Raw genomic sequence first — 17,615 nt, 5'->3', positions numbered from 1 at the left:
GGTGACCCACCAGCTCTTCCTCGGCGAGCCCGGCGCGGTGGCGGCCGCGGTCGTCGGTGCGTCGTTCCTGCTCGAGGGTGACGAGGGGCGCCACGCGGCGACCGTCGTGCGGGTGCGCCCGGGCGAGCGCTGCTACGTCAGCGACGGTGCCGGCCGCCGGCTCCTCGTCGAGGCGACCGACGTCGACCGCGGCTGGGTGCGCGGCTCGGTGCTCGAGGTCGACGTCGAGCCGGAGCCGGCCCCCCGCTTCGTCCTCGTGCAGGCCCTTGCCAAGGGTGACCGCGACGAGCAGGCCGTGGAGGCGGCCACCGAGCTCGGCGTCGACGAGGTGGTGCCGTGGCAGGCCGAGCGCTCCGTCGTCGTCTGGCGAGGTGAGCGCGCGGCCCGCTCGCTCGCGAAGTGGGCGGCCGTCGTGACGCGGGCGACGAAGCAGTCGCGCCGGTCCCGGATGCCGGTCACGACCCCCGCGGTCAACCTCACCGCCCTCGCGGGGCGGGTGCGGTCGGCCGCCCTGACGCTCGTGCTCCACGAGGACGCCGCCGAGCCGCTCGCCGCGGTCGACCTGCCCGCGGACGGCGACGTGCTCGTGGTCGTCGGCCCGGAGGGCGGCATCACCGGGCACGAGCTCGAGGTGCTGACCGGGGCGGGGGCGCGGACCGTGCGACTGGGGTCGACGATCCTGCGCGCGTCCTCCGCCGGGCCGGCCGCGCTCGCCGTGCTCAGCGCGCGCGCCCGCTGGCGCTGACGGCATACGGCCAGGGCGCTCAGCGGGCGGTGACGGGCACGCGCTGCTCGGCGATCGGTGCGCCGCTCTCGGCGCTCGTCGCGAAGACGCGCAGGACGTAGTCGCCGGCCGGCACGGCCTGGGTGCGGAAGGCGTACGAGCCGCGGGCCGGGGCCGCCTCGGAGGCCGTCGTGAACCCGGAGTCGACGCGCGCCCCACCGCGCAGCAGCTCCCACTCGACGTTCGCCTCGAAGACGCTCGCGACACCCGACACCCGCAGGGCGGCGCCCGCCGCGACGACGGCGCCGCGGCGCGGCTCGTCGACCCATATCGGGGCGACCTGCTCGAGCACGGCCTGGGGGTCGGTCGGACGCGTGACGGTGGACGACACCGGGTGGCCCGGGGCGACGAGGGAGCCGCCGTCGGCGAGCTCGAACCGGACGGGCAGGCTCTGGCCGAGGGCCGCCTGGACCGTCCAGGCGAGCTGCTCGGCCGCGAGGCCCGACGTGTCGGTCGTGCCCGACGAGAGGCGCACCGTGATGACGTCGCCCCCCACGGCGACCGACTCGACGGTCACGCCCGCCCAGGCGGCGAGGTAGCCCGACCCGGCGGGGACGGTCCCGGTCGCGAGGCGCAGCGCCCCCAGGGCCTTGGACTCGGGGGTCGCGGGCGCGGCCACCGTCCCCGGAACGAACTCGCGGAACAGCCCCACCCGGTCGGAGCCGGCCACGACGGGGCCGAGGTAGTAGACGGGCAGGACGGCCGTCGTCGTGGCCGGGGGCACGTTCGTCGCCGTGCCCGAGGGAGCCGACGGACCGGAGCTCGCCGGTGCCGTGGGGCCGGTGGCGGTCTGGGTCGGCACGCTCGACGGTGCGGTCGAGGGGCCGGTCGACGGGCCGGTCGACGGGCCGGTCGAGGCCGTGCCCGACGACCGGCCGGCCGTCGCGCTCTGCACCGCGGTCGGGGTCGAGGCCACCGGCGGCGAGGTCGGGGTGCCGGGGCGGCTCACCACCCACGCCGTGCCCGCGACGAGCAGCACCGCGGCCGCGGCCGCCGCAGGCACGAGCCAGCGGCGGCCGCGACGGCCGGGGGCGCTGGCCCCGGCCCGCGGCGCGTTCGCGTCGGCGAGGATCGCGCCCAGCCGGTCGGCCGGGGCGATGGCTCGCGCCTCGTCGTCGAGGGCCCGGCGCAGCCGGTCCTCCACGGGTCGCAGGCCTGCGCCGATGAGTGCCGGCTCGCGGTCGCTCGCCCCGGGCCGCTCACTCCTCGCGCGGCTCTCGTGGCTCTCGTGGCTCTCGTGGCTCTCGTGGCTCTCGTGGCTCTCGTGGCTCTCGTGGTTCACGCGGGCGCCGTGGCTCCGGCCGGGGCGCGTCTCGTCGGTGGTCATGTCAGCTCCAGGGGGTCGACGGTGCGGCGCAGGGTGGTGAGCCCGCGGTGCGCGTGGGTCTTGACGGCCCCCGCGGAGATCTCGAGGGCCCGGGCGATCTGGGCCTCGGAGAGGTCGGAGTAGTAGCGCAGCACGAGCACCTCGCGCTGCCGGGGCGGCAGGGCCGCGAGGGCCTCGAGCACCGCCTCGCGGTCGGCCGCGCGCAGGACCTGGGTCTCGGCGCTGCCGTGGCTCGCCCGCCCGGGGGCGTCGGCCGCCGCGGCCTCACGGGCCGCGTGCCGGTCGACGACGACCGCGTGCCGCTGGGCGGACCGGCAGCCGTTGACGACGGCGGTCTGCAGGTAGCCCACGACGCGGCCGCCGTCGCGGATCGAGGCCCAGCTGCGATGGGTCGCGACGAACGCGTCCTGCACGACGTCCTCGGCGGCGAGCTGGTCGCGCAGCAGCAGCCACGCGAGGCGCACGAGGCGGTGCCAGTGGGCGTGGTAGAGCTCGGCGACCGCGGCGTCGGGGTCGCTCGGCAGCTCGGCGCGCCCACCGCGATCGGGAGCCTCGGCACCGTCGGCTCGCTCGCCGGGCCCGCCCCGCTCGGCGGGGTCGTCGGGCTCGCTGCGCTGGCCGACCGGCATACCCAACGTTCTCACGCACCTCTGACGCGCAGGGGCACGCCATGGTTGACACGGTGTGCGGCATTCGTCCCGACGGCGTGGCTGCGCGTCGTCCCGTGCGCGCGGCGCCGCCGGTGCCTAGGGTGGCGCCATGACCTCGCAGACCCCGAGTGACTGCCTCTTCTGCAAGATCGTCGCGGGGGAGATCCCCTCCGACCGCGTCGCCGAGAGCGAGCGATCGGTCGCCTTCCGCGACATCAGCCCGGCGGCCCCCGTCCACGTCCTCGTCGTGCCGCGGCGCCACGAGCCGACCGTCGGCGCGCTCGCGACCGCGTCCGGCGACGACCTCGCCGACGTCTTCCGCCTCGCCGCCCGCGTGGCGGAGCAGGAGGGCGTCGCGGACGCGCACCGGATGATCGTCAACACCGGGGCCGGTGCGGGGCAGACGGTCTTCCACGCGCACGTCCACGTGCTCGCCGGGGCCGCCTTCACCGAGGGGAGCATGGTGTGAGCGCGACGTCGACGCCCGACGACGGGGCCACCACCACGCCCGCCGTCCCGGGTGCCCCCGGCGCAGCCCCGGTCGCCTCCGGGGCCGGCGCGGCCGCCGTCCCGGCGACGCCGAAGGAGCCGGCCGAGCCCACCGACGACCTCGTGACGACGTCGCACACGCTCAAGCTCGGGCGGCGCCGGCTGCGCTACACCGCCACGACCGGTCGCGTCGTGCTCCGCGAGGAGGAGCACGCGGAGGGCACCTTCGGTGGCCACAAGGCCCGCGCCGAGCTGTCGATGACGAGCTACGTGCTCGACGACGCCGACGCGCGCACCCGCCCGGTCACCTTCGCCTTCAACGGCGGGCCGGGCAGCTCGAGCGTGTGGCTGCACCTCGGCCTGCTCGGCCCCCGCCGCGTCGTGACCGGCGACGTGGGCGCGCTCGTGCCACCGCCCTACGACCTCGTCGACAACCCGGAGTCGCTCCTCGCCGTCAGCGATCTCGTCTTCATCGACCCGATGTCCACGGGCTACTCGCGCGCCGTCGAGGGCGGCAAGCCGGGGGAGTACCACGGCTACCAGAAGGACGTCGAGTCCGTAGCGGAGCTGATCCGGCTCTGGACCTCGCGCCACGGCCGCTGGATGTCGCCGAAGTTCGTCGCCGGCGAGTCCTACGGCACGCTGCGCGGCGCGGCGCTCGCCGAGCACCTCCAGTCGCGCTTCGGGATGTACCTCAACGGCCTCATCCTCATCAGCAGCGTGCTCGACCTCAGCTCGGTCGACTTCGAGAACCAGCGCAACGACCGTGCCCACGCCCTCTACCTGCCGACGTACGCCGCCGTCGCCCACTACCACGGCAAGCACGGGCGCAGGTCGCTCCGTTCCGTGCTCGACGAGGCGGAGGCGTATGCCGCCCGCGACTACCCGTGGGTGCTCTCCCGCGGCTCCCGGCTGGGGCGCGCGGAGCGGGCCGAGGCGGTCTCGACCCTCGCCCGCCTGTCGGGCCTCACCGAGGACTACGTCGACCGGGCCGACCTGCGCATCGAGCACTGGCGCTACTTCACCGAGCTGCTCCGCGACGAACGGCGCTCGGTCGGGCGCCTCGACGCCCGCTTCACCGGTCCTGCCGCCGCCGCGATCGCCGAGAACATGGACGCCGACCCGTCGCACGACGCCATCGCCGGGCCGTATGCCGCGGCCTGGAACCACTACGTGCGCGACGAGCTCGGCTACCGCAGCGACCTGCACTACGAGCAGATATCGCGTCTCGTGCACCCGTGGAGCTTCAAGGACTTCGAGGGCCGCCCCATCGACGTGTCCCCGAAGCTGGAACGGGCGATGCGCCAGAACCCGCACCTGCGCGTGCACGTCGCCTACGGCTACTACGACGGCGCGACGCCCCACTTCGCCGCCGAGGACGTCGTCGCCCACCTCCAGCTGCCCGACGAGCTCGTCGCCAACATCGAGCACGCGTACTACGAGGCGGGGCACATGATGTACGTCCACGAGCCGTCGCGGGTGCGCCAGAGCGCGGATCTCGCGGAATTCGTGGTGAGGAGCGCGCGCCGCGACACGTAGACTCGATCCCACGATGAATGACGCGCACCCTCGCCTCCCCGAGTCCGACCGCCCCGAGGGCACCTCCGCCGACGGAGCACCCGACACCGCAGACGGTTCGCCGGTGCTCACCCGGCAGATCCCGCCGCCGATCGAGATGGTGACGCTCCTCGGCCCCCGCGACGAGATGCTGCGCACGATGGAGCGCCAGTTCCCGCTCGTCGACACGCACGTCCGCGGCAACGAGATGACGTTCGTCGGGCCGGCCGGCGAGCTCGAGATCATCGACAGCCTGGTCGACGAGCTGCTCGTCATCGTCGAGACCGGGCAGCCGCTCAACCGCGACGCCGTCGAGCGCTCGATCTCGATGCTGCGCAGCCAGACCGTCGAGCGTCCCGCCGACGTGCTGACGATGAACATCGTCAGCAGCCGGGGCCGCACGATCCGGCCCAAGACGCTGAACCAGAAGCGCTACGTCGACGCCATCGACCAGCACACCATCGTCTTCGGCATCGGCCCGGCCGGCACCGGCAAGACGTACCTCGCGATGGCCAAGGCCGTCGCCGCGCTGCAGGCCAAGCAGGTCAACCGGATCATCCTCACGCGTCCCGCCGTCGAGGCGGGTGAGCGCCTCGGCTTCCTGCCCGGCACGCTCAACGACAAGATCGACCCCTACCTGCGGCCGCTCTACGACGCGCTGCACGACATGGTCTCGCCCGAGACGATCCCCAAGCTGATGGCCTCCGGCACCATCGAGGTCGCCCCGCTCGCCTACATGCGCGGGCGCTCGCTCAACGACGCGTTCATCATCCTCGACGAGGCGCAGAACACCTCGAGCGAGCAGATGAAGATGTTCCTCACCCGCCTCGGCTTCGGCTCGAAGATGGTCGTCACCGGCGACATCACCCAGGTCGACCTCCCCGGCGGCACCCGCTCGGGCCTCAAGATCGTGCGCGACATCCTCGGCGACGTCGACGACATCCACTTCGCCGAGCTCACCTCGCACGACGTCGTGCGCCACCGGCTCGTCAGCGCCATCGTCGACGCGTACGACCGCGACGACAACCGGGCGCAGAAGCGGGCGCGCAGGGCGGCGCAGGAGGCCGGCCCCACCGGCGGGCGCACCGGGAAGCGGGCGACCCGGCATACGGGATCGGATGCCGCTGTGGCACAGGGGGACCCGGCGTGAGCATCGACGTCCTCAACGAGACCGACGCGGACGTCGACGAGCTCGAGCTGCTGGCGTGCGCGCAGTACGTCATGGAGCAGATGCGCGTGCACCCGCAGGCCGACCTCTGCATCAAGCTCGTCGACGAGGACGCGATGGAGGTGCTCCACGTGCAGTGGATGGACCTGCCCGGCCCCACCGACGTCATGAGCTTCCCCATGGACGAGCTGCGTCCGGGGCGCGAGGGCCAGGAGCCGGAGGAGGGCACCCTCGGCGACATCGTGCTCTGCCCGTCGGTCGCCGCCAAGCAGGCGGTCGAGGCCGGGCACGCCCCCATCGAGGAGATGCTGCTGCTCACGACGCACGGCATCCTGCACCTGCTCGGCTACGACCACGCCGAGCCCGACGAGGAGCGCGAGATGTTCGAGCTGCAGCGCCAGCTCCTGCTGACGTTCCTCGCCACGCGCAACCGCCCCGGCGCCTGAGCGGACGGCAGAACCGATGCTCCCGCAGCTCGTCCTCCCGGCCCTCGTCAGCATCGTCGTGGCGTTCCTGCTCTCCGCGGCCGAGGCCGCCATCTTCCGCATGTCGCGCGTGCGCGCGCAGGAGCTCTTCGACGAGGGGCGTTCCGGCGCGAAGTCGCTCCTCACCGTCGTCGGCGACTCGCCGGCCTACCTGTCGGTCATCGCGTTCCTGCGCGTCGTCGCCGAGGCGACGACGGCCGTCCTCGTCACCCTCGCCGTCGCGGGGCAGGTGACCTCCACGTGGGGCCGCGCGCTGCTCAGCATCGCGATCATGGCGATCGTCTCCTTCGTCGTCGTCGGCGTCTCGCCGCGCACGCTCGGGCGCCAGCACTACGACACCGTCGCGCTCTGGAGCGCGCCCTTCGCCGTCGGGCTGCGTCGCGTGCTCGGCCCGGTCGCGAAGCTGCTCGTCGTGCTCGGCAACGCCGTCACGCCGGGCAAGGGCTACACCGACGGGCCGTTCCAGACCGAGTCGGAGCTGCGTGATCTCGTCGACATGGCCGGTGACTCCGACGTCATCGAGGCCGACGAACGGGAGATGATCCACTCCGTCTTCGAGCTCGGCGACACCGTGGCGCGGGCGGTCATGGTGCCGCGCACCGACATGGTCGTGCTCGACGCCGACAAGACCCTGCGCAGCGCGATGTCGCTCTTCCTGCGCTCCGGCTTCTCGCGCATCCCCGTCGTCGGCGAGGACAGCGACGACGTGCGCGGCCTGCTCTACTTCAAGGACGTCGCGCGACGCCTCACCGCGGCGCCCGAGGACGGGCGGCACCTCGCGACCGAGGTGATGCGGCCCATGCACTTCGTGCCCGAGAGCAAGCCCGTCGACGACCTGCTCCGCGAGATGCAGCGCGACCAGAACCACTTCGCCATCGTCGTCGACGAGTACGGCGGCACCGCGGGCCTCGTCACGATCGAGGACATCATCGAGGAGATCGTCGGAGAGATCGCCGACGAGCACGACCGTGAGGCGCCCGGCGTCGAGCAGCTCGAGGACGGCACGCTCCGCGTCCCGGCCTCGATGGACATCGACGACCTCGCCGAGCTCTTCGACGTGACGATCGAGGAGGAGGACGTCGACACGGTCGGCGGCCTGCTGACGAAGGTCATCGGGCGCGTCCCGATCGTCGGCTCGTCCGGTACGGTCGCCGGACTGGAGCTGACGGCCGAGCGGATGGCCGGACGCCGCCACCGCGTCGCGTCGGTCATCGTGCACCGCGCCGCGGTGCCCGACGAGCACGACCCGCACCCCGCCGGGGAGCCCGAGGCCCCCACGACGCGGCACACCACGACGGAGGACGCCCATGGGCACGCAGGACGCTGAGCCGACCGAGGGCGCGCGCCTCCCCGGTGCCGGGCGACCCGACGACTACCGGGCCGGGTTCGCCTGTCTCGTGGGGCGACCCAACGCCGGCAAGTCGACGCTGACGAACGCGCTCGTGGGGCAGAAGGTCGCCATCACGAGCTCGAAGCCGCAGACGACCCGCCACACGATCCGCGGCGTCGCGACGACGCCGACGGCGCAGGTGATCCTCGTCGACACCCCGGGTCTGCACAAGCCGCGGACCCTGCTGGGGCAGCGGCTCAACGACCTCGTCCGCGAGACGCTCCTCGAGGTCGACGTCATCGGCTTCTGCCTGCCCGCCGACCAGCGCATCGGGCCGGGCGACACGTTCATCGCGACCGAGCTCAAGGAGCTGCGCTCGGTGCGGCGCCGTCCCGTCGTCGCCATCGCCACCAAGGCCGACGCCGTCGACCGCGAGCGGCTGGCCGAGCACCTCATGGCCATCGACCAGCTGGGCGAGTGGGACGCGATCGTCCCGTGCTCGGCCGTGTCGGGCAGCCAGGTCGAGGATGTGCGCGACGTGCTCGCGTCCTTCCTGCCGCGGTCGCCGCAGCTCTACCCCGACGGCGTGCTCACCGACGAGCCCGAGATGGTGATGATCGCCGAGCTCGTGCGCGAGGCGGCCCTCGAGGGCGTGCGCGACGAGCTGCCGCACTCCCTGGCCGTCGTCGTCGAGGAGATGGTGCCCCGCGAGGACCGGCCCGAGGACAGCCCGCTGCTCGACGTGCGGGTCAACGTCTTCGTCGAGCGGCCGAGCCAGAAGGCCATCGTCATCGGTCGCGGCGGCTCCCGGCTGCGCGAGGTCGGCACCAACGCCCGCAAGGGCATCGAGGCGCTCCTCGGCCAGAAGGTCTTCCTCGACCTGCACGTCAAGGTCGCCAAGGACTGGCAGCGCGACCCGAAGCAGCTGCAGCGCCTCGGCTTCTGAGGCGGGCCAACGGATTTCGTGGTGGGCGCGCCGTCGTCTAGCCTGCCGCGATGAGCAGCCCCATCCAGCGCCGCGTCGGCCAGGTCTTCGTCCCCGTCATCGACATGCAGGCGGCGATCCGCTGGTATGCCGACCTGCTCGGCTTCGAGCCGGGCGACGCCTCCCACGGGGGCACGATCTTCGACGTCCCGACTGACGGCGAGACCCGCCTCGCCCTCGACGCGAACCGTCCGGACGTCGACGGGGGTGGGCCACCGCGCTTCTTCCTCTGGACCGACGACATGGCGGCGACGGTGCAGCACCTGCGCGCGCTCGGCGTGACGATCACCTCCGACGTCGAGGACATCGGCAGCGTCCTCTTCGTCCAGTTCGAGGACCCGGACGGCAACGCGCTCATGGTCTGCCAGCGCACCTGACGCAGGGTGCGTGAGGCTCGGCAGGGCCGTGGCCCGAAGGATTTCACAAGGCCGGTCCGGCACCGTGGTGGGCGACGGAAGACGACCGACCTGGACGGGAGTCCAGCCATGCACGATCACCACGAGACGGATGCGACGGACGCGACGGACGCGACGGACGCGACGGACGCGACGGACGCGACGAGCGGGTTCGCCCGGAGGACCATGCTGCGGCTGGGCGCTGCCGGCGGGCTCGGTGTCGCCCTCGCCGGAGCCAAGGCGTTCGGCCAGCCCTACCTGCAGGAGCGGGGCCTGCTCTCGCTCGACGGGGCGATCGGCGCCACCGGGACGGCGCTCGGCGACGCGATCTTCTACCTGGAGAAGTTCCCGACGAGTCCGCTCGTCCTCGATCCCTTCACCGACGAGCTGCCCGTCCCGAGGGCGCTCAAGCCGGAGGCGATCTCGGACGTCGGCTCGTGGGCCCAGCCGCCGGGCCCCGGTGACGGGCAGCAGAACTCACTCGGCAACGAGCGGCACCAGCTGTGGACGAGCGACATCGGGGGCCCCGACCCGGTGGTCTACCGCATCGAGCTGCAGGTGCGCCCGCACTCGTTCACGAGCTCGAAGGTGCTCGCCATCACGCCCGACGGCAAGCCGACCGTGTCGTTCGACGAGACCCGCCGCCGCTACCCGGCGGGCACGCCGAGGAACCTGCCGCCGAGCACGATCCACGGCTTCAACGGCACCTTCCCGGGGCCGATGATCAACGCCGAGTACGGCCGGCCGGCGCTGGTGCGCTTCGTCAACAACCTGGGCGAGAACCCCTTCGGGCTGGACCGCCAGGACTTCGGCGCGCCGGACCACTCGTTCCTCACCCACCTGCACAACGCGCACACCGCGCCGGAGAGCGACGGCAACCCGCACTACTCGAAGCTCTACGGCCCTAAGGCGGAGGGCTACGCGGTGGACTCGTGGTGCGACAACCTCTACCTCAACTGGCCCGCGGGCAACGACGACCGCGAGAAGCAGAGCTTCTTCTGGTTCCACGACCACCGGATGGACCACACCGGCGCGAACGTCTACAAGGGCATGGTCGGGCTGTACCCGATCTACGACCCGAAGGAGTATGCCGGCATCCCGGGCCGCTACGACGCGGGGCAGGAGACGGAGGGCCTGCGTCTGCCGGGTGTGCGCACCGACCACTCCGACGGTTCGTTCGACGTCGACTACGACATCCCGCTCGCGTTCTTCGACGTGCGCCTCGACGACGGTGTCACGACCCACCTCGACTTCCACGACAAGCTCGGCGAGTTCCCCGACGCCAAGAACCCCTCGACCCACCCCGAGTGGTGGGGCAAGTCGTTCTACAAGCACTTCCCGAACCACGGCCTCGTCGGCGACATCTTCACCGTCAACGGCACGGCATACCCCGTCATGGAGGTGAAGCGGCGCAGGTACCGCTTCCGCCTCCTCGACGCCTCGGTGTCGCGCATCTACGAGTTCAAGCTCATGTCGTCGACGAAGGGGCCGAGGTCCGCGGTCTCCCTCGGCTACACGCGGAGCGAGCTCGACGGCCAGTACCGCCTGCCGGACGCGCAGCAGTGCATGCGCTTCACCCAGATCGCGGCGGACGGTGGCCTGCTGCCGTTCCCGGTCACCCGGGACTCCTTCGAGCTGTGGCCGGCCAAGCGGCGCGAGGTCGTCATCGACTTCACCCGCTACCAGGACGGCACGCCGACGACGAAGGGCGACGTCATCTACCTGACCGACGTCATGAAGATGCCCGACGGACGGATGTGGACCAACTCCTCGCGCTCGGTGCCGGACCCCGCGTATGCCGTGCCCGTGCTCAAGTTCGTCGTCGGCGACGACGCCCAGGACGACAGCGTGATCCCCACCGCGATGCGGCCCCTCCCGCCGGTCCCCTCCAACTGGCAGACGATGCTCGACAACCGGTCGATCTTCGAGGTGCAGCGGGGGGCGGCCGGCGGTGAGGTCGAGTGGCTCATCAACGGCAAGCAGTTCGAGCCCCTCGGCGTCGCCACGAGCCTGAGGAACAAGGCAGGACGCACGCCCGCGGCGTCGCAGCGCAAGGGCAGCTTCAACCTCTGGGAGATCCGCAACGGCGGCGGGGGTTGGGTGCACCCGTTCCACCTCCACATGGAGGAGCACCGGACGATGCTGCGCAACGGCAAGGACGCGACCCGCGGCACCCCGGCACACCCCGACGACATCGGCCGCGAGGACCTCGTGGCGCTAGACCCGGGGGAGTCGGTGGTCATCTACCGCGGGTTCCGTGACTTCGTCGGACCCTACGTGGCCCACTGCCACAACCTCCTCCACGAGGACCACGCCATGATGTTCGGCTGGGAGATCACCCCGTAGCCGATTCGCCCCGCCGGAAGGTCCTCCCGTGACCCTCGCCTCGCCCGTCACCCGCGGCCGTGCCCCGTCGGCCCACCGTCGGCTCGCCGTCCCCTGGGTGCTCGTCGTTCCCCTAGCCGCACTCTTCGCCGCCGTCGACGGGTTCTGGGCCGCGTCGATGCGCAGCGCCGTCGGCGCGATCGAGCGCACCGGGGAGCCCTTCGTGACGTGGGCGCACCAGACCGTCGTCACGCTCCCGCTCCACGTGGTGGCGCTCGTCGCCGCCCTGACGCTCGCGGTGCGGTGGTTCGGCCCGGCGCCCCGGGGCCGTCGCCAGCTGTGGACCGGCGCGCTCGTCGCGCTCGCCGGTGCCGCCGTCGGCACGCTCGTGCTCGCGCTCGGCGCCGTCGTCGACCTGCGTCTCCAGCAGGGTCACGTCGAGCTCATGACCCACATGACGCCGGGCTGCGGCGCGCCCTGCCTCGAGCGCATCGAGGCCGACGGGGTCGCGACGGCCGTGCGCGGCGTCGCCTGGGGAAGCGCACTCGTCGTCGTGACCGACCTCGCCCTCGTCGCCTGGGTGATGGCGGCCCTCGGTGGCCGCCTGCCGGTGACCCGCCGGTCCCGCCGGTCCCGCCGGTCGCGTCGGGCGGACCTGCGGCCTCGACCGGGCGCGAGAACGGCCGGGCTGGCCGCGGCGCTCGCGGGCAGCGCCGCGATCCACCTCGCCGTGGTGCCCGAGCACCTCGACGAGTGGCCGCTCGCCGGCGCCTTCTTCGTGGTGCTCGCGGCCGCCGAGGCCGTGGCCGCCGTCGCCGTCCTCCTCGTCGGACGGGTGACCCCGCCCGAACCGCACCGTGGCGCACTTGGCGTGGCCGAACAGCGCGAAACCCGGCTGCAACTGCGCCGTGGCGCACTTGGCGTGGCGGAGCAGCGCGAAACCCGGCTGCAACTGCGCCGTGGCGCACTTGGCGTGGCTGAGCAGCGCGAAGCCCGGCTGCAACTGCGCCGTGGCGCACTTGGCGCCGGCGACGTGCGCGGCCGCCGGGTCCTCGTCGCCGTTGTCCTGCTCGGCGCCGGGCCGTTGCTCGTGTGGCTCGTCTCGCGCACGGTGGGGCTGCCGTTCGGGCCCGGGGCGGGGGAGGTCGAGGCCGTCGGCCAGGCCGACCTCGCCGCTGTCGCCCTGGAGCTCGTGACGGTCTGGCTGGCGGCCGGCCTGCTCGTGCGTCCGGCCTCGCCCACCGACCCGACCGATCGATGGTGCCCGGCCCACGTGCGGGCGCTTGCGGTGACCGCCGTCCTCGCGGTCACGATCGCCGGCTGCGCCGGTGCGCTCCCGGACCTGCTCGGTGACGTCACGGGTCCGGCCACGACGATCACCGTCCCGGACCACGGGCACGCCGACGGCGGGTAGCGTGTCGGTCAGGCGTTGTGGGCGCGAGCGATAGGAGTCCGGATGACGAGCCAGCCCGACCACGAGCTCGAGGTTCTCGAGGAGGACCAGACGGTGCCCCCGCGACCGGAGGAGAACATCGCCGACGTCCGGGAGGACTCCGCCAGGACCGCGACCGCGGACACCACGGGCTCGACGGACTCGACGGGCTCGACGGACGCCCCCTGACCCGCGACCCCTGGGGCCGCGACGAGCCACCGGCCGTCGCAAAGGGGACCCGGGGCCGCTCCCGCCGGTGCCGGCCGAGATCGCGGCGGCCACCTGACCGATGGCCCTCCCGAGGACCCGCGCGACGGCCTACGGACGGGTGTCGAAACCTGTGTCTCACGATGCGGGCAGCGGTCCCGAGGGGTGGACGGGACGTGGCGACCGGCATACGGTGAACGGGTGCGAGCGGTGAGCCTCCTCCTTCTCTGCCGCGACGAGGCCTGACCCCGGCCCTCCTCGTCGCGGAGTTCCTCGTGTCCGGCCGGACACCGAGCGAGACGCAGACGAAGAGAGTGCAGCGATGATCCACCCCCAGCAGACGTCGGGAATGCCGTTCCGGAAGTACGTCCCGTTCCACGAGCAGATCCCGTTCGAGCTCCCGGACCGCACGTGGCCGACGAAGCGCATCGAGGCCGCGCCGCGCTGGTGCGCCGTCGACCTGCGCGACGGGAACCAGGCGCTCATCGACCCGATGAACTCCGAGCGCAAGCTGCGGATGTTCCAGCTGCTCGTCAAGATGGGCTATAAGGAGATCGAGGTCGGCTTCCCGTCGGCGAGCCAGACCGACTACGACTTCTGCCGCGAGCTCATCGAGGGCGGCCACATCCCCGACGACGTGACGATCCAGGTGCTGACGCAGTGCCGCGACCACCTCATCGAGCGGACCTACGACGCGATCCGCGGCAGCAAGCAGGCGATCGTGCACTTCTACAACTCGACGTCCGCGCTGCAGCGCAAGGTCGTCTTCGGTCTCGACCAGGACGGCATCATCGACATCGCCGTGCAGGCCGCGCGGCTCTGCAAGAAGCTCGAGGAGACCGTCCCCGACACGACGATCTACTACGAGTACTCGCCCGAGTCCTACACCGGCACCGAGCTCGACTTCGCGATGCGGATCTGCAACGCGGTCGTCGACGTCATCGACCCGACCCCCGACCACAAGATCATCGTCAACCTGCCGGCGACCGTCGAGATGGCGACGCCGAACGTGTATGCCGACTCGATCGAGTGGATGATCCGCCACCTCGAGCGCCGTGAGTCCATCGTCGTCAGCCTCCACCCGCACAACGACCGGGGCACCGGCGTCGCGGCGGCCGAGCTCGGCTACCTCGCCGGCGCCGACCGCATCGAGGGCTGCCTCTTCGGCAACGGCGAGCGCACCGGCAACGTCTGCCTCGTCACCCTCGGCATGAACCTCTTCAGCCAGGGCATCGACCCGCAGATCGACTTCAGCGACATCGACGAGGTGCGGCGCACCGTCGAGCACTGCAACCAGCTGCCCGTGGGGGAGCGACACCCCTACGGCGGCGACCTCGTCTTCACCGCCTTCTCCGGCTCGCACCAGGACGCCATCAAGAAGGGCTTCGAGGCGATGGCGGCCGAGGCCAAGGAGAAGGGCACGGGCATCGACGACCTCGTCTGGGGCGTGCCCTACCTGCCCATCGACCCGCACGACCTCGGTCGCTCCTACGAGGCCGTCGTGCGCGTCAACAGCCAGTCGGGCAAGGGCGGCGTCGCCTACATCATGAAGACCGAGCACCAGATGGACCTGCCGCGCCGCCTGCAGATCGAGTTCTCCGGCGTCGTCCAGCGCGGGGTCGACCAGGACGGCGGCGAGGTCGCTCCCGCCGAGCTGTGGTCGCGCTTCCAGGACGAGTACCTGCCCGACCCGACGCGCGCCTGGGGCCGGTTCGAGCTCGTCAACGTCGTCACCGACTCGACCGTCGACGGCGCGAGCACCATCGAGGCTACGGTCACCGACGGCGGCGAGTCGCTGACCGTCACGGGCACCGGCAACGGCCCGATCGCCGCCTTCGTCGACGCGCTCTCGACCGTCGAGGGAACGCCCGACGTGCGGGTGCTCGACTACGCGGAGCACGCCCTCTCCGCGGGTGGCGACGCCCGCGCCGCGGCGTACGTCGAGTGCGCGGTCGGCGACCGGGTGCTGTGGGGCGTCGGGGTCGACCCGTCGATCGTCACGGCCTCGATCAAGGCCATCGTGTCGGCCGTCAACCGGGCCGAGCGCGACGCCTGAGCCGCGGCCCCGCCCGGTCGGTCACGCCGTCACGGGCGGGGCGCCGGACGCTCCCCGCGTTGGGGTAGCGTCAGGCGCCATGGAGTCCCGCGTCGGTCGAGCCCTGCTACGACTGGCCGGGGTCTCGCTCGTCGCCGTGGCCGTCGTCGCGCTCGTCGCGCCGCGTCCCGTCAACGTCGGGCACCGCTGGCAGGTGGTCGTGCCAGCGACGTTCGCGCTCTTCGCGCTGGCGGCGCTCGCGCGGGTGCCGGGCTGGGCCAAACGGCGAGGGGCGGTGCTCGTCGTGGCCGTCGGGGGCGGCGCCGTGGCGACGGTCATCGGCCTCATGACGCGCTACCACTACGGCTGGGACGCCCGCGTCATGCTCGACATGGCACGTCTGCTCCAGGCGGGCGAGCCCTTGCGGGCCGCCGACTACGACTACCTCTCGCTCTACCCGAACAACCTCCCCCTCCTCGCCATCGACCGCGCGGGCGCCGCTGTGGCACAGGCGTTCTCGTTGGCGCCCGACGCGGTCCTCATCCCGCTCAACGGCATCTGCGTGGCCGTGACCCTGTATGCCGTGCACGGTCTCGTCGCACGCGTCGCGGGCCGGGGTCCGGCCGTCGCGGCGCAGCTCGTCACGCTCGTGCTCGTCGGCACGAGCCCCTGGCTCGCGGTGCCCTACACCGACTTCTACGCGATGCCCTTCGTTGTCGGCGGGGTCGCGCTCGCCGCGCGGGCGTTGACGCCGGACGAGCGGCGCGGCCGCATCGTGCTGTGGGTGCTCGCCGTCGTGGCCGTCGCGATCGCGTATGCCGTCAAGACCACCCCCGTGGTCATCGCCGTCGCCGCGGTGCTGACGACGGTGGTCGCCCTCTTCGACCACGAGCTGGCGCCGGTGCGCCGAGCGCAGGTGCTCGCCGCCTGCGCGGTCTCGGCCATCGCCTTCGTCGGGCTCGGGGTCGGGCTGTCCGCGGCGGCGACCTCCGCCGCCGGGGTCGACGCGAGCCGCCTGCACACCGAGGTCTCGCCACCGTTGCTGTGGTGGGTGGCCCTCGGCGCGGACGAGCAGCGCGGCCCGGGGGGCGTCGTCAACTACGGCGCCTACTCGCGTCCCATGGTCGACGCCGTCGACGGGGCCTCGCAGGAGCAGATGCGGGCCTACGCGGCGCAGTTCCTCGCCGACCGCTGGGAGGAGCGCGGTCTCGGTGGGAGCATCGCGTTCTACGCCTCGAAGACCGCGTGGAACTGGGGCGACGGGATGTTCTGGGCCTGGGGCGAGGGCCCGGACTCCTTGCCCGGCACGCTCGCCCCGGCCACGGGTCCGACCGCGATCGTCCACGCGCTCAACGGGTTCGAGGGAGACGCCTACCCACTGCGGGTCGACCTGACCCAGGCGCTCTGGCTGGCCGTGCTGCTCGTGGCCGGTCTGGGCCTGCTGCGCGTGCCCTACCGCCGCGAGACCCTGCTCGTCGCGGTCTCGGTGCTCGGGATCGCTGCCTTCACCATCGTGCTGCAGGGGCGGTCCCGCTACCTGTTCGCCTTCGTCCCGCTCGTCGTCGCGCTCGCCGGGCTCGTCCACGCCTGGGCGCCCCGGCCGGTGCGGCGACGCGCCCGACCCCTCAGTCGATCGAGTCGCTGAGCACGGCGTCGACCGCCGCCAGCGCCGTCGGGTCGCCGTCGCGGGCGATCGACCCCTCGGGCGGCCGGTTCCACAGCCAGCAGTCGAGGACGGCCGCGGTGCCGCTGATCTCGGCGACCGAGCTCGTGTCGGGCCCGTCGGCGACGAGGAAGCGCTGCACGTCGATGTCGCGGCCGTTCCAGGTGCCGGTGATCCGCACGGGGGTGACCGTCCACGCGTGCATGGCGTCGACGGTGGCGATCGTCACCGGCCCGGCGACGGGCGCGTGGGTGAGCTCGTCGTCGGGCTCGTGGCCACGCATGATCCGCAGCACCTCGTCGACGCCGTCGGCCGCCAGCCTCGGGTCGAGCGGGGTGCGGTCGCCGACCGTGAGCTCGGCGTCGAGGCGGTGGATCAGCGCCTCGTGCGCCTGGCGCCGGGCGATGTAGCCGGCCGTCTTGTCGTCCGCCCACATCCAGAGGGGCATGGCCGGCGCGAGGTCGGTGAGCTGCCGGTGCAGGCGCGCGCTCGAGCGGTCGAAGAAGGCGAGCAGCCCCGACCGGTCGGTCGGCCGTTCTTCGCGGGCCGTTTGCATCGCCTCGAGCTGGTCGGGATCGGTGAGGCGGCGCTCGGCGATCTCGCCCCAGAACCACTGCACCTCACCGAGGTGCCACAGCAGGTCGTCGGCGTCCCAGTCGGGGCACGACGGCACCTGTGCGTCCTCGGTCGCGGCCGCGAGCACCGCGCGGAAGCGGGCCGAGTCGGCCGCGAGGTGGTCGAGGTAGGGAAGGGGGCCACCTGAGCGGCTGGACGGCATACGGG

At 72.8% G+C, this 17,615-nt stretch carries 16 protein-coding genes; 13 read left to right on the top strand and 3 right to left on the bottom strand.

Going from position 1 to position 17,615, the window contains the following annotated elements; all coding sequences use genetic code 11:
- The first annotated feature begins 1 nt into the window (after position 1).
- Positions 2–745 (top strand): 16S rRNA (uracil(1498)-N(3))-methyltransferase, encoded by a 744-nt coding sequence (locus ABT295_RS05125; protein WP_352393329.1) that lies wholly within the window; start codon positions 2–4, stop codon positions 743–745.
- A 19-nt stretch (positions 746–764) separates the two neighbouring features.
- Here ABT295_RS05125 and ABT295_RS05120 read toward each other — a convergent pair whose 3' ends face one another.
- Positions 765–2,111: a Gmad2 immunoglobulin-like domain-containing protein gene (locus ABT295_RS05120; protein ID WP_352393328.1), complete on the bottom strand. Its 1,347-nt coding sequence runs from the start codon at positions 2,109–2,111 to the stop codon at positions 765–767.
- Positions 2,108–2,740 carry an RNA polymerase sigma factor gene (locus ABT295_RS05115; RefSeq protein ID WP_352393327.1) on the bottom strand — a complete coding sequence of 211 codons (633 nt, stop codon included), beginning with the start codon at positions 2,738–2,740 and terminating at the stop codon, positions 2,108–2,110. Before ABT295_RS05115 ends, ABT295_RS05120 begins: the two co-directional genes overlap by 4 nt.
- Positions 2,741–2,870: 130 nt before the next feature.
- On the opposite strand from ABT295_RS05115, the gene ABT295_RS05110 reads away from it, so the two are divergent.
- The 12 genes from ABT295_RS05110 (at position 2,871) to ABT295_RS05055 (ending at position 16,814) form a co-directional block, all read left to right on the top strand.
- Entirely contained in the window at positions 2,871–3,230 is a 360-nt protein-coding gene (locus ABT295_RS05110) for a histidine triad nucleotide-binding protein (RefSeq protein WP_352393326.1), read from the top strand.
- On the top strand, positions 3,227–4,789 hold the full coding sequence (locus ABT295_RS05105) for a S10 family peptidase (RefSeq protein WP_502991071.1): 1,563 nt from the start codon (positions 3,227–3,229) through the stop codon (positions 4,787–4,789). The genes ABT295_RS05110 and ABT295_RS05105 overlap by 4 nt, the downstream gene beginning before the upstream one ends.
- A 13-nt stretch (positions 4,790–4,802) precedes the next feature.
- Positions 4,803–5,957 carry a PhoH family protein gene (locus tag ABT295_RS05100; protein WP_502991070.1) on the top strand — a complete coding sequence of 385 codons (1,155 nt, stop codon included), beginning with the start codon at positions 4,803–4,805 and terminating at the stop codon, positions 5,955–5,957.
- A complete protein-coding gene (gene ybeY, locus ABT295_RS05095; protein WP_352393325.1) occupies positions 5,954–6,421 on the top strand; it encodes an rRNA maturation RNase YbeY in 468 nt (155 codons plus the stop codon). Before ABT295_RS05100 ends, ybeY begins: the two co-directional genes overlap by 4 nt.
- 16 nt (positions 6,422–6,437) lie before the next feature.
- A complete protein-coding gene (locus tag ABT295_RS05090) occupies positions 6,438–7,787 on the top strand; it encodes a hemolysin family protein (protein ID WP_352393324.1) in 1,350 nt (449 codons plus the stop codon).
- Positions 7,768–8,736, top strand: a complete 969-nt coding sequence (gene era, locus ABT295_RS05085) for a GTPase Era (RefSeq protein WP_352393323.1) — start codon at positions 7,768–7,770, stop codon at positions 8,734–8,736. The genes ABT295_RS05090 and era overlap by 20 nt, the downstream gene beginning before the upstream one ends.
- 50 nt (positions 8,737–8,786) lie before the next feature.
- Positions 8,787–9,152: a VOC family protein gene (locus ABT295_RS05080; protein ID WP_352393322.1), complete on the top strand. Its 366-nt coding sequence runs from the start codon at positions 8,787–8,789 to the stop codon at positions 9,150–9,152.
- A 108-nt stretch (positions 9,153–9,260) separates the two neighbouring features.
- Positions 9,261–11,516 carry a multicopper oxidase family protein gene (locus ABT295_RS05075; RefSeq protein WP_352393321.1) on the top strand — a complete coding sequence of 752 codons (2,256 nt, stop codon included), beginning with the start codon at positions 9,261–9,263 and terminating at the stop codon, positions 11,514–11,516.
- A gap of 28 nt (positions 11,517–11,544) precedes the next feature.
- On the top strand, positions 11,545–12,909 hold the full coding sequence (locus ABT295_RS05070) for a hypothetical protein (RefSeq protein ID WP_352393320.1): 1,365 nt from the start codon (positions 11,545–11,547) through the stop codon (positions 12,907–12,909).
- 42 nt (positions 12,910–12,951) lie between these two features.
- Positions 12,952–13,116 carry a hypothetical protein gene (locus tag ABT295_RS05065; protein WP_352393319.1) on the top strand — a complete coding sequence of 55 codons (165 nt, stop codon included), beginning with the start codon at positions 12,952–12,954 and terminating at the stop codon, positions 13,114–13,116.
- 340 nt (positions 13,117–13,456) lie between these two features.
- Entirely contained in the window at positions 13,457–15,190 is a 1,734-nt protein-coding gene (gene leuA, locus ABT295_RS05060) for a 2-isopropylmalate synthase (RefSeq protein WP_352393318.1), read from the top strand.
- A 79-nt stretch (positions 15,191–15,269) separates the two neighbouring features.
- Complete coding sequence (locus tag ABT295_RS05055; protein ID WP_352393317.1) at positions 15,270–16,814, top strand: glycosyltransferase-like membrane protein; 1,545 nt, start codon at positions 15,270–15,272, stop codon at positions 16,812–16,814.
- Here the strand turns inward: ABT295_RS05055 and ABT295_RS05050 are convergent.
- On the bottom strand, positions 16,795–17,610 hold the full coding sequence (locus tag ABT295_RS05050) for a maleylpyruvate isomerase family mycothiol-dependent enzyme (protein WP_352393316.1): 816 nt from the start codon (positions 17,608–17,610) through the stop codon (positions 16,795–16,797). The two genes, ABT295_RS05055 and ABT295_RS05050, sit on opposite strands and share 20 nt — an antisense overlap.
- Between the last annotated feature and the right edge of the window lie 5 nt (positions 17,611–17,615).

The sequence above is a fragment of the Terrabacter sp. NPDC000476 genome, from assembly GCF_040300125.1.
In the GTDB taxonomy this organism is placed as follows: Bacteria; Actinomycetota; Actinomycetes; order Actinomycetales; family Dermatophilaceae; genus Terrabacter.
The sequence above is the reverse complement of the archived record's forward strand: the minus strand, read 5'-3'. Positions and strand labels throughout refer to the sequence as shown.